We start from the raw sequence: 13,773 nt of genomic DNA on the forward strand, positions 1-13,773 counted from the left end.
AGTCGGGCCCGGCTGCGTGCTGTGCGGGGTGACCCGTGTCGCCCCAGGCCGGCGGTCCATGGTGGGCCGTTGAACTGCGTAACTTTGAGAAAGGTTGATTGGATGAACCTCAAGATTTTTAGTTCTGCCCTGCTTGTTGCGGGTCTCGCTTCGCCGGCCGCGTTTGCGGAAACCGGCACCATCTCCTTTACGGGCAAGATCACCAACGTGACGTGCTCGGTGGATGGCAACGATAGTGGTGGCCCCAATTTCGCGGTCGACCTCGGCGCCGTCAGTGCCGGAGACTTTGCCAACATCGGCGACAACGTGGGCCAGACCGGTTTCAAGATCAAGATTGGCGGTGAGCCGAGCTGCCAGGACGATACCAAGGTCTGGGCGGCGTTCGATGCGGATGGCGCGACCGTCAACCCGGACACGGGCCTCGTGCGCGTCACCGGCGGCACTGCCACCGGCGTGGACATTCGCCTTTTTAACGAGGACGGCGAAAAGATCAATGCGTGGCTGAACGACAAGGTTATCAAGAAGACCGTGGTCGGCAATGTCGCGACGATCTATCACGCCGCATCGTTCGAGCGCACCGGTGCCATCAGCGCCGGTGACGCGCAGGGCCGCGTGAAGTACACGATCAACTACGAAGCCCCGTAATCGCGGGTTCGGCCGTCGGCATGCCGACGGCCGAAATGAAAGGTCAATTCCATGATGAGCAGATTCATGCTGCACGCGGCTTGCGTGGCGGTAGCGACCGTTTGTGCCGCGCCAACGGATGCCAGCGTCGTTATGAACGCAACCCGTTATGTCTGCCGTTCTCGCTGCAGGTTGGCTCCTGCGCCGACCCGGTGGGCCTTGTGGCGCAATTTACGTTTGGGGTCACGGGAGATGCCGAGCCCGGGCACCCCGGCTGGTTTACGCTTACGGGGCCGCAGAATGTGGCCCTTGAGCTGGGAACCAAGGACAAGCGCACCATGGCGCCTGGCATGCCGGTGCCGCTCAACGCGTTGGGAACCGGCGAAACGTACGATTTCAACGTGCGCTTGCGCGAGACGAGGGCCACGGTCCGTGGCGGGACCTTCCATCGCCCGGTCCGCGTCGAGGTGGAATACCTCTGACCGGGATATCATTGCGAGTCTCGAACGGCACGACCGCAGGCCTCTCATGCGCAACCCCCTCCAGGAACAACTTCTCAAAGCCGGCCTCGTCAAGAAAGACAAGGCCGCCAAGATCGTCCGCGACCAGGCCAAGCAGCGCCAGGGTAAGGCGCCGGTCGCGACGGATGAGGAGAAGGTCGATGCCCGTCAGCTCCAGGCCGAGCGAGCGGAGCGCGACCGCGCGCTGGCGGCCGAGCGCAATGCAGAAGCCAGGGCGAAAGAACTCCGCGCCCAGGTCCGCCAGATCGTCGACGCGAAGAAGATCAAGCGCGACGGTGAAGTGCCATATCGCTTTACCGATGGCGACCGCATCAGCAGCGTGCTGGTCAGCGAGGCGCAACGCGCCCAGCTCGCGGCCGGCGCGCTTGCCATTGTTCATCACGGCGAGGGTTTCGAACTGCTGCCCCGCGCCGCGGCGGATCAGGTCCACGCACGCGTGCCCGAACTGATCGCGCTCGACCACGGCCACAAGGAGGGCGACCCGGCACCGGTCGCCGATGAGGACGATGACTTCTACAAACAGTTCGTCGTTCCCGACGACCTGATGTGGTGAGGCGCGAATGACGATTCTTGTCACCGGCAGTGCCGGCCACCTGGGCGAGGCAATGGTCCGCCGGCTGCGCGAGCAGGGGCGTGCCGTTCGCGGGGTGGATATCAAGCCCTCCGCGTTCACCGATCACGTGGGTTCGATCGCGGATGAAGCGTTCGTGCGCGATGCGATGGCCGGCGCGACGGCAGTCATCCACAGCGCGACCCTGCACAAGCCCCACGTCGCCACCCACAGCAAGCGCCAGTTCGTGGATACGAACGTGGCAGGTACCGTTGCGCTGCTCGAGGCCGCTGTGGCGCATGGCGTGGGCGCGTTTGTCTTCACCAGCACCACCAGTGCCTTTGGCGCGGCGCTCTCGCCCGCCGCTGGCGAACCGGCGGCGTGGATCGACGAGGATGTGGCGCCTATCCCGAAGAACATCTACGGCGCCACCAAGATTGCGGCCGAAGGCATGTGCGAGCTTGTGGCCCGAAAGGATGGCCTGCCGGTGCTCGTCCTACGAACCTCGCGCTTCTTTCCCGAAGATGATGACAATGCGGGTGTTCGTGCCGAATACGGCACGGCCAACCTGCAGGCGAACGAATTGTTGTACCGCCGTGCGGATATCGATGACATCGTGACCGCGCATCTGCTGGCGATCGACAAGGCCCCGGCCCTTCGCTTCGGGCGCTACATCGTCTCGGCTCCACCCCCGTTCACGCGGGTCGACGTGGCCGCGCTACGCGCCGATGCGCCCGCCGTGGTGCGCCGGTTATTCCCCGATGTTGATGCGCTTTATGCCGCGCAGGGCTGGAAACTCCTGCCCTCGCTCGATCGCGTCTACGACAGCAGCCGCGCGGTACATGAACTGGGCTGGCGGCCGAAGCGAGACTTCGCTTTCGTGCTGGATTGCCTGCGCAGGGGCGAGGAGTTCCGCAGTCCCATGGCATTGGCCATCGGGGCCAAGGGCTACCACGATGAGGTGTTCGCGCACGGGCCGTACCCGGTCACGCCTTAAGCCCGGCCCGCACCTTGCGCTCGTGGCGGAGCAGCCAGTCCTTCCGCCACAAGCCACCGCCATAACCCGTCAACGAGCCATCCGCGCCGATGACGCGGTGGCACGGGATGACGATGGCCAGCTGGTTCGCGCCGTTGGCGCGTGCCGCGGCGCGCACGGCGGTATGGCGGCCGGCCTGGGCGGCCAGTTCGGCATAGCTGCAGGTCGTTCCTGGTGCGATCGCTACCAGTTCATCCCAGATCGCTTTGGTAAACGCCGAGCCATGAAGCACCCGCCGCGTGGTGAACGCCTGGCAGGTGCCAGCGAAGTAGGCGGCAAGCTCCGCCTCGATCTGGTCGATGACCGGGGTGCGGCCAAAAGTGATGGCGGAACGGGTAGCCTCGCGCAGCTTTTTCAGTTCCGCCGACAGCCCGGTCCGGTCGAAGAACTCGAGCAGGTGCAAGGCATGGTGATCGGCCACAGCCAGCATGTCGCCGATGGGCGTAGGGATCCAGGCGGCTTTCAGCAGCTCGCGGCCGCGCAAATGAACGGGGCTATCACCCAGCAGGCGCACCACGGCATCTCGGAACCCGCTACCTGATGCGTAACCCGCCGCCTGCTGGGCATCGATCACCCGCTGGCCGGCGCCGAGTTCATCCAGGCCTCGTCCCGCACGGCGCAGGCGTGCCATGTCCAGGAAGGTCAGGCCCAACTGGCGCTTGAAGGTGCGGCGGACGGTCGAGGGGTCATAACCCATTCCCACCAGGTCATCCTCCGACCACACCCGTTCCGGCTCATCCTCGAGGGCGCGGAGCAGGGCGGAGACCACCGGCTCCCGTTGCCCGATCGGGTCAAGCGGGCGGCAGCGCAGGCACGGCCGGAACCCGGCCTCGAAACACCCGGCCACCGAGTCGAAGAAGCGGGTGTTTTCGATGTTCGGCTTGCGGGCGGGGCAGGTGAGCCGGCAGAACACCCCGGTACTGGTCACGCCCACGTACACGTGGCCGTCGTAGGCCGGGTCGCGCTCCAGCAGGGCGCGGTAAAGAACGTCGTGGTCAGGCAGGTCGAAAAGCATGCGGACAGGGTACCGGAGGCCAGGCATCGTGGCGCCGCGAATCGGGCGACCATTCCACGCCTGCGGTGTCCCTTTTTCAGGCTTACAGCCCCTGAGCTGTAAAACGAAAATACAAATCATGCTTTGTATTTCGGCAAAAAGAAGGGGTCCCCGTATCGAGGGGACCCCTCTCGGCGGATCTTTCGCCCTGGTTCAGGCGGCTGGCTTCACCCGCTCGGTTTCCAGCGCCTTGTTGATGCGCAAGGCCAGCAACGTGCAGACCACGCCGGAGAGGAGGTAGGCGCTGACGGCCACCAGCCCGAACCGCTGGGACAGGCCCAGCGCCACCAGCGGGGCAAAGGCCGCGCCGATCAGCCAGGCGAAATCGGTGGTCAGCGCGGCACCCGTATAGCGGAAGCGCTTTTCGAAGTTGGCGGTGACCGTGCCGGCCGCCTGGCCGTAGGAGAGGCCGAGCAGGGCGAAGCCCACCACCAGGAACGTATCCTGGCCCAGGCGGCCGCCATTGAGCAGGAACGGCGTGGCGATGGCGAACAGGCCGATGAGTGCCGCCATGGTGCCCAACGTGTTCCGGCGGCCGATCTTGTCGGCGATGACGCCCGAGGCCACCGTGGCCAGGATCGCCACGAACGCACCAATAATCTGCACGATCAATACGTTATTGATGTCTTGCGAGCGGCTGATGGCGATCCAGCTCAGCGGGAACACCGTCACCAGGTGGAACAGGGCATAGCTGGCCAGGGCGGCAAAGGCGCCAATGAACAGGTTGTAGCCCTGGGCATGCATCAGGTCGATGGTACCGATCGGCTCCAGCACCCATTCCTCGAGGGCCTGGGTGTATTCCTCGGTGACCACCAGGCGCAGGCGGGCGAACAGGGCCACCACGTTGATGGCGAATGCCACGAAGAACGGGAAGCGCCAGCCCCAGTCGAGGAAATCCTCGCGGGACAGCTGGGTATTGAGGAACAGGAACAGCGAGCCGGCGATGAGGAACCCCACCGGGGCGCCCAACTGGCCCAGCATGGCGAACCAGCCGCGGCGGTTTTTCGGGGCGTTAAGGGCCAGCAGGGAGGGCAGGCCATCCCAGGAGCCGCCCAGCGCAATGCCCTGCAAGAACCGGAGCAGCCCGAGGATGAAGATGACGGTGTAGCCCCCCGTGTGGTTCACCGGCAGGAAGGCGATGCACACCGTGGAAGTGCCCAAAAGGAACAGAGAGGCGGTCAGCTTGGTACTGCGGCCGAAATTTCGCTGGATTGCCATGAACAGCGTGGTACCAAAGGGCCGCGCTATGAAGGCGAAGGAGAAGATGGCAAAGGCCAGGAGGATGCCATCGACCTGGTTGAGGAAGGGAAAGAAGACCGACGGGAAGACCAGCACCGAGGCGATGCCGTACGTGAAAAAGTCAAAGTATTCAGAGGCTCGGCCAATAACCACCCCTACGGCGATCTCGTTGGGAGCCACCGCGGCATGGCTTGCCTGGTGCTGCCGCCGGACATCGTTTTCAGCGACGTCAACGGCGTTGTGAGGGGCGTGTGAAATGCTCGACATCGAACAACTCCCTTCCTGTGCTTGGGTACAGCATACCCCCGGCGGGGGCGTCTGGCTTGGATCCCATGGGACAAAGTGTCCTATGGTCCTGACGTGAATTTCGGCGTATTTTTTCGGGTCCCCACGGTAGCTCCCACCATGCGAATGTCCATGAAGATGTTGCGCGGATTGCTGATCCCCGCCCTGGCCCTGCTTTTGTCAGGCTGTGACGCCGTCCTTTTCTCCCCCTCGGGTGATGTCGCCCGCCAGCAGCGGGACCTGATCTTCATTTCCGTGGTGCTGATGCTGATCATCATCGTCCCGGTCATCTTCCTCATCCTGCTGTTCGCCTGGAAGTACCGCGCGGGCAGCAAGGCGGCGGAGCGCGATTACGACCCGGACTGGAACCACTCCACGGTCCTGGAGCTGATCGTCTGGTCGGCCCCCCTGATGATCATCATCGCCCTGGGCGCGGTGACCTGGACCAGCACGCACAAGCTGGACCCGTACCGCCCGCTTGACCAGATCAGCCAGGGCCGCCCCATTGCCGCCGGCACCAAGCCGCTGGTGGTCGATGTCGTGGCGCTGGACTGGAAGTGGCTGTTCATCTACCCGGAGCAGGGCATCGCCACGGTGAACGAGATGGCCGCCCCGGTCGATCGCCCGATCGAATTCCGCATCACGGCCTCCAACGTGATGAATGCCTTCTTCGTCCCCAGCCTGGCCGGCATGATCTACGCCATGCCGGGCATGGAGACCAAGCTCAACGCCGTGATGAACAAGACCGGCGATTTCGAAGGCATCTCGGCCAATTACAGCGGCGCGGGCTTCTCCGACATGCGCTTCCGCTTCCACAGCCTGAGCGATGCCGATTTCGACGCCTGGGTGGCCAAGGCCAAGGCCAGCGGCGATGCACTCGATCGCGACGACTACCTGAAGCTGGAACAGCCCAGCGAGCGCGAGCCCGTGCATTACTACGGCTCGGTGGCCGAAGGCCTGTACGACCGCATCCTCAATCGTTGCGTCGAAGCCAACCGCATGTGCTCCAGCGACATGATGGCGCTGGACAAGGCCGGCGGACAGGGCATCGTGGGCACGTACAACGTGACCTCGCTGGATGCCCCCACACGCTCGCGCCTTGGCCTGAACGATGATGGTCGCCGCTACGTGGGCGCCCTGTGCGCCGCCCGCGGCGCCACCGGTGAAGCCATGACGCCCGCCGGACGCCCGCTCTAAGCGGTCGCCCCCACCGATTTAAGCTTGCCGAGTCCGGTAATGAATACGCCCGATCTAGCCAAACTGATCTTCGGACGCCTCACCATCGAGGCCATCCCCTATCACGAGCCCATCCTGCTCGCCACGTTCGCGGGCGTCGCCCTCGGCGGCGCGGTCGTGCTGGGCCTGCTCTTCAAGTACAAGCTGTGGGGCTACCTCTGGAAGGAGTGGTTCACCAGCATCGATCACAAGAAGATCGGCATCATGTACATGGTGCTGGGCATCGTGATGCTGCTGCGCGGCTTCGCCGACGCGCTGATGATGCGCATGCAGCAGGCCATCGCCTTCAACGGCAACCCGGGCTTCCTGCCGCCACACCACTACGACCAGATCTTCACCGCCCACGGCGTGATCATGATCTTCTTCGTGGCCATGCCGCTGGTGACGGGCCTGATGAACTACGTGGTGCCGCTGCAGATCGGCGCGCGCGACGTGGCCTTCCCGTTCCTCAACAACTTCAGCTTCTGGATGACCGTCTCCGGCGCGCTGCTGGTGATGGCCTCGCTGTTCGTGGGTGAGTTCGCCCGCACCGGCTGGCTGGCCTACCCGCCGCTCTCCGGCCTGGCGCAGAGTCCGGATGTCGGTGTCGACTACTACATATGGTCACTACAGGTGGCCGGCGTGGGAACAACCCTCTCCGGCATCAACCTGATCGCCACCATCGTGAAGATGCGCGCGCCGGGCATGACCATGATGAAGATGCCCGTCTTCACCTGGACCTCGCTGTGCACCAACGTGCTGATCGTCGCCGCCTTCCCGGTCCTGACGGCCGTGCTGGTGCTGCTGGCGCTTGATCGTTACGCCGGCACCAACTTCTTCACGAACGACTTTGGCGGCAACGCCATGATGTACGTGAACCTGATCTGGATCTGGGGCCACCCCGAGGTTTACATCCTGGTGCTGCCGGTGTTCGGCATCTTCTCCGAAGTGGTTTCCACGTTCAGCCAGAAGCGCCTGTTCGGCTACGCCTCCATGGTGTACGCCACGGTCGTGATCACCGTGCTGTCGTACCTGGTGTGGCTGCATCACTTCTTCACCATGGGCTCGGGTGCCAGCGTCAATTCGTTCTTCGGCATTACGACGATGATCATCTCGATCCCGACGGGTGCGAAGCTGTTCAACTGGCTGTTCACGATGTACCGCGGCCGCATCAAGTTCGATGTGCCGATGATGTGGACCGTGGGTTTCATGGTCACGTTCACGATCGGTGGCATGACCGGCGTGATGCTCGCGGTGCCGCCGGCTGACTTCCTGCTGCACAACAGCCTGTTCCTGATCGCGCATTTCCATAACGTGATCATCGGTGGCGTCATCTTCGGCCTGTTCGCCGGTATCAACTACTGGTTCCCGAAGGCCTTTGGCTTCCGCCTCGATCCGTTCTGGGGCAAGTGCTCGTTCTGGTTCTGGCTGGTCGGCTTCTGGGTCGCCTTCATGCCCCTGTACGTGCTGGGCTTCATGGGCGTCACCCGCCGCATGAACCATTTCGAGGACCCGTCGCTGCAGATCTGGTTCCAGATCGCTGCCGTTGGCGCCGGCCTTGTCGCCCTGGGCATCGGTTCGTTCCTGATCCAGATCTTCGTCTCGATCAAGAACAAGGAGAAGCTGCGCGATGTCACCGGTGATCCGTGGCACGGCCGCACCCTGGAGTGGGCCACCTCGTCGCCGCCGCCGGAATACAACTTCGCGTTCACCCCGCTCATCCACGATGCGGATGCCTGGTGGGACATGAAGGAGCGCAACGCTACCCGTCGCACCGAGGGCTACCTGCCGATCCACATGCCGAAGAACACCGCTGCCGGTTTCATCATCGCCGCGTTCGCCTTCGTCTTTGGCTTCGCGATGATCTGGCACATGTTCCTGATCGCCGGCCTGTCGTTCCTCGGCATCCTGGTGAGCGCCATCACGCATACCTTCAACTACAAGCGCGACTACTACATCCCCGCTGACGTGGTGGAGCGTACCGAGACCGCCCGTACGGAAGAGCTTGCCGCCCATGTCTGATATGCACGCTACCCCGTCCGCGGCCGTCGCGGAAAACCAGACCCAGTTCTGGATGACCAAGGATCACCATCCGGAGAACGGAACCCTGCTCGGGTTCTGGATCTACCTGATGAGTGACTGCCTGATCTTCGCCTGCCTGTTCGCCGTGTACGGCGTGCTGGGCCGCAGCTACGCCGGCGGCCCCTCGGGTGCGGATCTGTTCGAACTGCCGCTGGTGGCACTCAACACCACCATGCTGCTGTTGTCTTCGATCACCTACGGCTTTGCCGTGCTCGAGATGCAGAAGAACCGCCGCGGCACGATGATGGCGTGGCTCATCATCACCGGCCTGTTCGGCCTGGCGTTCCTGGGCATCGAGCTGTACGAGTTCGCGCACCTCATCCATGAGGGTGCGGGCCCGCAGCGCAGCGCGTTCCTGTCGTCGTTCTTCACCCTGGTCGGCACCCACGGCCTGCACGTTACCTTCGGTATCGTCTGGCTGATCACGCTGCTGTTCCAGGTGGGCAAGCATGGCCTTACCGGTCCGAACAAGCGCCGCATCATGTGCCTGTCGATGTTCTGGCACTTCCTCGATGTGGTCTGGATCGGCGTCTTCACCTTCGTTTACCTGATGGGAGTGCTGCCGTGAGCGCGCACGCTGAATCGCACGATCACCACGACGACCACCACGACGACGAAGTCGTCAGCCACAGCACGCTGGGCGGCTACATGCTCGGCTTCTTCCTGGCCGTGGTGCTCACCGCCATCCCGTTCTGGCTGGTGATGGGCAAGGTGGTGCCAGATACGCGCACGCTTTCCGTGATCCTGCTGGCGTTCGCCGCCATCCAGATCGTGGTGCACATGATCTACTTCCTGCACATGGATACGAAATCGCAGGGCGGCTGGAACATGCTGGCGCTGATATTCACCCTGGTGCTGGTGGTCATTACCCTGAGTGGTTCGATCTGGGTCATGTTCCACATGAACGCCAACATGATGCCGGGCATGTCGCACGACATGAGCCAGCAGGTGAAGAACCTGCCTTGAGCGCATCACCCGCAACAAACCACGAAACGCCGCGCTCTCCGCGCGGCGTCTTCGTTCTGGGCCTGCTGGCGCTGTTCGGTGCCGTGGTATTCGCCGCCTTCCTCGCGCTGGGCACGTGGCAGGTGCACCGCCGTGCGTGGAAGCACGAGTTGATCGCGCGCGTGGATGCGCGCGTGCACGCCCAGCCGGTGGATGCACCAGGCCGCGGCCAGTGGCCGCAGGTCAGTGCGGAGGGCGACGAGTATCGGCGAGTGAAGCTCTCGGGCGATTTCCTCGAGGACAAGAGTGTTCGCGTGCGCGCGAGCACCGAGCTGGGCCTGGGCTCGTGGCTTATGACGCCGCTTCGCCGCGATAACGGCGAGGTGGTGCTGGTGAACCGCGGTTTCGTCACGCCCTCATGGTGCGGTGGCAAAGCCACGTGCCCAACCGGGCCCACGGGCCATACGACCGTCACCGGTTTGCTGCGCGTCACCGAGCCCAAGGGAGCGTTCCTGCAAAAGAACGACCCAGCCGGCGAGCGCTGGTTCTCGCGCGACGTGGCGGCCATCACCGAGGCCAAGGGCCTGGCCGATGCCGCGCCGTACTTCGTGGATGCCGATGCCGCCTCGGCGCCGGGACGGACCGATGGCAGCGACGCCCCGGTGGGCGGCCTGACCGTCATCGCGTTTCCGGACAACCACCTGCAGTACGCCCTGACCTGGTATGCGCTGGCCCTGTTGACCCTCGTGGGCGCGTGGGTCGTCTGGCGGGATGAACGTAAGCGCCGGTAGGCGTTTCAATTTTTGAGCCCCCAACCGTCTAGGGGGTATGTCGTCCCGCTATCCACCCAGCCGCACGCTCCACGACCTGCCCCTGGCCTGGTCCCCGCCCTCCGCCGATGCCGGCGGGATAAGGCTGGTGCTGGCGCACCTGCGCCGCCGCGCCGCCCAGCGCCACCGGCTGCCCCCGACCGAAAACCGGGTGCGTTACCTGTGGCGTACCTTGCGTGCACTGCCGCGCCAGGCAGCCTGGTTGCGGCTGGTGGGCCGCTCGCGCGATATGCGCGAGGCCGCCGAGGCCAACCCGGCGCTGTATGAGCGCTGGCAACCCCATTACATCTCGCGCCGCTTCGACCTCGTGGCGCGGGCGCGAATCATCGAAGCGCATTACCGCTTCGTATCGCGCGAGTTTCCCGAGCGCCTCCGCCTGCGCCTGCTCAAGGGCCATGACGTCCGCCTGGCCACGCTCCCCCTCGGTAATGGCGAGCTGGCGTACCTGCATGCCCGCGCTCCCGAGAGCGAGCAGTGCGGAGAGCTCGGGCTTTTCCTGTTGAACGGCGACAAGGAAGTGATTTCGTCCTGCGCCATCACGTTCGCCGGAAACGAGGGCCTGCTCGTCGGTGCCATGCGTGGCTCGTGGGCCTACCTGGGCCGGGCCGCCATCGCCGGGTTCACCCGCGCCACGGGTGGCCTGCATCCAAGAGAATTGCTGCTGGCGGTGATCCGGGCCATGGCGACCTACTACGGGATCGAGCGGATCCGTGGCGTATCGGCCGATGCGCACCCGCTCGATCGCCGTGACGGCGTGACGCCCACGGCGTACGACCGGTTCTGGCGCCGTCACGGGGGCATGGTGGGCGCTGCCGGGTGCTACGAAGTGCCGGTGCTGGGCCTGCCTACCGGTCGGCCATCGCGCGATGCGTTCCGCCGGGAAGCCTGCGAAGTCGTACTCAAGGCCTTTCAGAAATCGTAGGAGCCGGTGAGCAACACCGTACGGCCCTGGCGAATCGGCACGAACGTGTCATCGAAGTTCACCGCGTAGAGGGTGCGCGCGAACACGTTCTTCACGCCCAGCGTCACGCGCCAGTGTTCGCCGTAACGGGTGACGTTGGTCTCGACACTGGCCTGCCCGGGGATGCCGAAGTACTGGCCATCCACGCTCGTACGGCCCAGGCTGCGGCTGCGCGCAAGGATGCCGGCCGCAACGCCCCACGGTTGCACCGGGCCCTGGCCAAAGCGGTAGCTGGCCCACACCGCCGCCTGGTGCTTCGGCGTACCGGTGGGGCGTGTGTCGTCGTTGTTGTGGATGCGCGTTTCGGTCAGGCTGGCAAGCACGTCGAACCCGCGAGCGATGTTGCCGCTGAACTCCACCTCCAGGCCACGGTTCGTCTGGCCCGGCCCTGGGGTGGCGAAGAAGGGTGGCTCCGGTGACACGAGGTCTACGCTGTGATCGACGCGAATGCGATAGAGGGCCGCGGTAAGCCGCGCACGCTGATCGAACAGGTCGAACTTGCCGCCCAGTTCCACCTGTCGTGAGGTGACCGCCGGAAGCGGCTGGCCATCCTTGCCAAGCAGCGGGTCGGGCTGGAAGCCCACCGCGGTATCGGCGTACAGGGCGACCGTGGGCGTGAGCTTGTACACGACACCCAGCTTGGGCACCCAGCGCGATTTGCGCTGGCGCCGCGGCAACCCATCTTCGTAGTGCGTATCCAGCTGGTACGTGGTGCGGCGCACGGCCGCCAGGATGTTCCAGCGTTCGCCGATCGCCACCTGGTCCTGCAGGTAAAGGCCGGCGTTCGTTTGCCACGAACCACCGAGGTTCTGCACGGTCGTGACCGGTGCAACCAGGGAGTTGTACTTCGCGGACATGCGCGTGCCCGTCGCCAGGTCGAAGGCGATGGGACGTGTCACGATCTGCGCATCGCGATCCACATCGGACGTGTCCAGGGTTTCCACCGTGCTGCCGCCTCCACTGTCGCCCGCGTGCGTGCGCGCCACATCGAAGCCCAGCAACACCGTATGCGATGTATCGCCGTGGGTGAACGTCGTGCGCAGGTCGTTCTGCCAGGTCCAGTAGCTGCCCTGATAGCGGAAGCTCCGCGCTACGGGCACGAGGTAGCTGCTATAGCCCGATGCCGTGTACGACCAGTTGCGGCCATCGCTGTGCTGGCGAACGTACTGCGCCTGGCTGTGGAAACTCCAGTCATCGCTGAAGTCGTGGTCGAATTCGAACACCGCACGGGTGGTGCGGTACGTCGAGTAATCGTCGGGCACGTCCGGCAGGTCGCGGTAAGGCGATGCCGTCGATAGCGAGGCCCCGAGCAGCACCGTGTGTTCGGGGCCCGGCACGCGGTTATCCACGTACTCGAGTCCGCCCATCACGCGCGTATCGGCGCCTTGCCATGCGAACGATGGCGCAAGGTAGGCCCCGCGGCCATTCCCGTGCCCCTGCTGCGTGCGTTCGGCGGTTTGGCCAGCAGCCACCAGGCGGTAGGTCCACGCGCCATCGTTCGATGCCTTGCCAGCGAGGTCCAGGCCGACGCGCGCGCCATCGTATTCACCGGCCGACCAGGTGAGCGTGCGCACGGTTTCGGCCTGCGGGCGCTTCATCACTACGTTGATGGACCCGCCGAAGTTGTTGTTCTGCGATGCGTCACCCAGGATGGCTTCCGGGCCGCGCAGCACTTCCACCCGTTCGATGCCAATCAGCGGCGGGAGATCTTCGATGCGCGCGATGCCGTTTGGCATGCCATCCGTCATGCCATTGCCCGCGTCGAAACCACGGATAAGGAACAAGGGCGAGCCGCCGTAACCATCGACGTATTGCACGCCCGCCACGTAACGGGCGACATCGCCGATGCTTACGGCCTGCTGCGATGCGATGACCTCGCGTGTGACGACACTGACCGATTGCGGCACGTCGGTAAGATTTGTTTCGGTACGCGTGGCGGTGCGCGAGGTGTCGGCCTTGAAGCCGTCGTCAGCCAGGATGCCGCGCACATCGACCGTGGCGAGGGGCGTGACGGAATGCGGATCAAAGGCGATGTAGGGATCTGCCGGTGCCGGCACGGCATTGCCCGGTTGTTGCCGCTGACGGACTACCACCGTATGCGCGTCGTACGACTCGCGCTCCAGGTCGGTGCCTTCAAGCAGTTCATCGAGGGCCGCATCGGCCGTGAGCAGGCCCTTGGCGCCGGAAGAGCGCCAGTTGGCGATGGCGCCCGACGCGGTGAGGACCTGCACATTGGCCTGCTTGCCCCACGCGAGCAGGGCGGTGGCCATCGGCTGGGGCGCGATGGCGAAAGGCAGCACGGAACCCGCCTCGCCGGCGGGCGATCCTTCACCGGCCTGGGCCGGGCGGAGCGCCAGAACCAACGCAAGCGCGAGCGCGCCGGTGGTTACGCGCCGGCGCCCGCGAACGGTGTGCTGCAAGACCTGCGGCC

Annotated in this window: 13 protein-coding genes; 10 read left to right on the plus strand and 3 right to left on the minus strand. The window is 64.8% G+C overall.

Going from position 1 to position 13,773, the window contains the following annotated elements; genetic code table 11:
* Nucleotides 1-102 precede the first annotated feature (102 nt).
* From L2Y97_RS00955 to L2Y97_RS00970, 4 genes are read left to right on the plus strand one after another with little or no spacing between them, the layout of a single operon-like run.
* The gene (locus L2Y97_RS00955) at nt 103-645 is read left to right on the plus strand and encodes a fimbrial protein (RefSeq protein WP_247431781.1); all 543 of its coding nucleotides are present in this window, start codon (nt 103-105) and stop codon (nt 643-645) included.
* A 35-nt stretch (nt 646-680) separates the two neighbouring features.
* Nucleotides 681-1,106 carry a fimbrial protein gene (locus L2Y97_RS00960; RefSeq protein WP_247431784.1) on the plus strand — a complete coding sequence of 142 codons (426 nt, stop codon included), beginning with the start codon at nt 681-683 and terminating at the stop codon, nt 1,104-1,106.
* A 46-nt stretch (nt 1,107-1,152) separates the two neighbouring features.
* On the plus strand, nt 1,153-1,698 hold the full coding sequence (locus L2Y97_RS00965; protein WP_247431787.1) for a DUF2058 domain-containing protein: 546 nt from the start codon (nt 1,153-1,155) through the stop codon (nt 1,696-1,698).
* A gap of 7 nt (nt 1,699-1,705) precedes the next feature.
* The gene (locus L2Y97_RS00970) at nt 1,706-2,692 is read left to right on the plus strand and encodes an NAD-dependent epimerase/dehydratase family protein (protein WP_247431790.1); all 987 of its coding nucleotides are present in this window, start codon (nt 1,706-1,708) and stop codon (nt 2,690-2,692) included.
* On the opposite strand, the gene L2Y97_RS00975 is transcribed toward L2Y97_RS00970, so the two are convergent.
* Entirely contained in the window at nt 2,682-3,746 is a 1,065-nt protein-coding gene (locus L2Y97_RS00975) for a bifunctional transcriptional activator/DNA repair enzyme AdaA (RefSeq protein WP_247431793.1), read from the minus strand. The two genes, L2Y97_RS00970 and L2Y97_RS00975, sit on opposite strands and share 11 nt — an antisense overlap.
* 192 nt (nt 3,747-3,938) lie before the next feature.
* Nucleotides 3,939-5,291 carry an MFS transporter gene (locus tag L2Y97_RS00980; RefSeq protein WP_247431796.1) on the minus strand — a complete coding sequence of 451 codons (1,353 nt, stop codon included), beginning with the start codon at nt 5,289-5,291 and terminating at the stop codon, nt 3,939-3,941.
* Between the two features lie 150 nt (nt 5,292-5,441).
* Here L2Y97_RS00980 and cyoA point away from each other — a divergent pair, with 150 nt between their 5' ends.
* The 6 genes from cyoA (at nt 5,442) to L2Y97_RS01010 (ending at nt 11,303) form a co-directional block, all read left to right on the plus strand.
* The gene (gene cyoA, locus L2Y97_RS00985) at nt 5,442-6,506 is read left to right on the plus strand and encodes a ubiquinol oxidase subunit II (protein WP_247431799.1); all 1,065 of its coding nucleotides are present in this window, start codon (nt 5,442-5,444) and stop codon (nt 6,504-6,506) included.
* A gap of 66 nt (nt 6,507-6,572) precedes the next feature.
* Nucleotides 6,573-8,546 carry a cytochrome o ubiquinol oxidase subunit I gene (gene cyoB, locus L2Y97_RS00990; protein ID WP_247436962.1) on the plus strand — a complete coding sequence of 658 codons (1,974 nt, stop codon included), beginning with the start codon at nt 6,573-6,575 and terminating at the stop codon, nt 8,544-8,546.
* Nucleotide 8,547: 1 nt separating this feature from the next.
* Nucleotides 8,548-9,174, plus strand: a complete 627-nt coding sequence (cyoC, locus tag L2Y97_RS00995; RefSeq protein ID WP_247436964.1) for a cytochrome o ubiquinol oxidase subunit III — start codon at nt 8,548-8,550, stop codon at nt 9,172-9,174.
* A complete protein-coding gene (gene cyoD, locus L2Y97_RS01000; RefSeq protein WP_247431802.1) occupies nt 9,171-9,572 on the plus strand; it encodes a cytochrome o ubiquinol oxidase subunit IV in 402 nt (133 codons plus the stop codon). The genes cyoC and cyoD overlap by 4 nt, the downstream gene beginning before the upstream one ends.
* Nucleotides 9,569-10,342 carry an SURF1 family protein gene (locus tag L2Y97_RS01005; protein ID WP_247431805.1) on the plus strand — a complete coding sequence of 258 codons (774 nt, stop codon included), beginning with the start codon at nt 9,569-9,571 and terminating at the stop codon, nt 10,340-10,342. Before cyoD ends, L2Y97_RS01005 begins: the two co-directional genes overlap by 4 nt.
* Before the next feature lie 37 nt (nt 10,343-10,379).
* Complete coding sequence (locus tag L2Y97_RS01010) at nt 10,380-11,303, plus strand: DUF535 family protein (protein WP_247431808.1); 924 nt, start codon at nt 10,380-10,382, stop codon at nt 11,301-11,303.
* Here the strand turns inward: L2Y97_RS01010 and L2Y97_RS01015 are convergent.
* Nucleotides 11,291-13,762 carry a TonB-dependent siderophore receptor gene (locus L2Y97_RS01015; RefSeq protein ID WP_247431811.1) on the minus strand — a complete coding sequence of 824 codons (2,472 nt, stop codon included), beginning with the start codon at nt 13,760-13,762 and terminating at the stop codon, nt 11,291-11,293. The genes L2Y97_RS01010 and L2Y97_RS01015 overlap by 13 nt on opposite strands.
* Between the last annotated feature and the right edge of the window lie 11 nt (nt 13,763-13,773).

The sequence above is a fragment of the Luteibacter aegosomatissinici genome (assembly GCF_023078495.1).
GTDB classification, from domain to species: Bacteria; Pseudomonadota; Gammaproteobacteria; order Xanthomonadales; family Rhodanobacteraceae; genus Luteibacter; species Luteibacter aegosomatissinici.

Coding starts and splice junctions, on each gene's coding strand:
- L2Y97_RS00970 (WP_247431790.1), top strand. CDS start 1,706: ATGACGATTCTTGTCACCGGCAGTGCCGGCCACCTGGGCGAGGCAATG.
- L2Y97_RS00965 (WP_247431787.1), top strand. CDS start 1,153: ATGCGCAACCCCCTCCAGGAACAACTTCTCAAAGCCGGCCTCGTCAAG.
- L2Y97_RS00955 (WP_247431781.1), top strand. CDS start 103: ATGAACCTCAAGATTTTTAGTTCTGCCCTGCTTGTTGCGGGTCTCGCT.
- L2Y97_RS01010 (WP_247431808.1), top strand. CDS start 10,380: ATGTCGTCCCGCTATCCACCCAGCCGCACGCTCCACGACCTGCCCCTG.
- cyoA (WP_247431799.1), top strand. CDS start 5,442: ATGAAGATGTTGCGCGGATTGCTGATCCCCGCCCTGGCCCTGCTTTTG.
- L2Y97_RS00960 (WP_247431784.1), top strand. CDS start 681: ATGAAAGGTCAATTCCATGATGAGCAGATTCATGCTGCACGCGGCTTG.
- L2Y97_RS00980 (WP_247431796.1), bottom strand. CDS start 5,291: ATGTCGAGCATTTCACACGCCCCTCACAACGCCGTTGACGTCGCTGAA.
- cyoC (WP_247436964.1), top strand. CDS start 8,548: ATGCACGCTACCCCGTCCGCGGCCGTCGCGGAAAACCAGACCCAGTTC.
- L2Y97_RS00975 (WP_247431793.1), bottom strand. CDS start 3,746: ATGCTTTTCGACCTGCCTGACCACGACGTTCTTTACCGCGCCCTGCTG.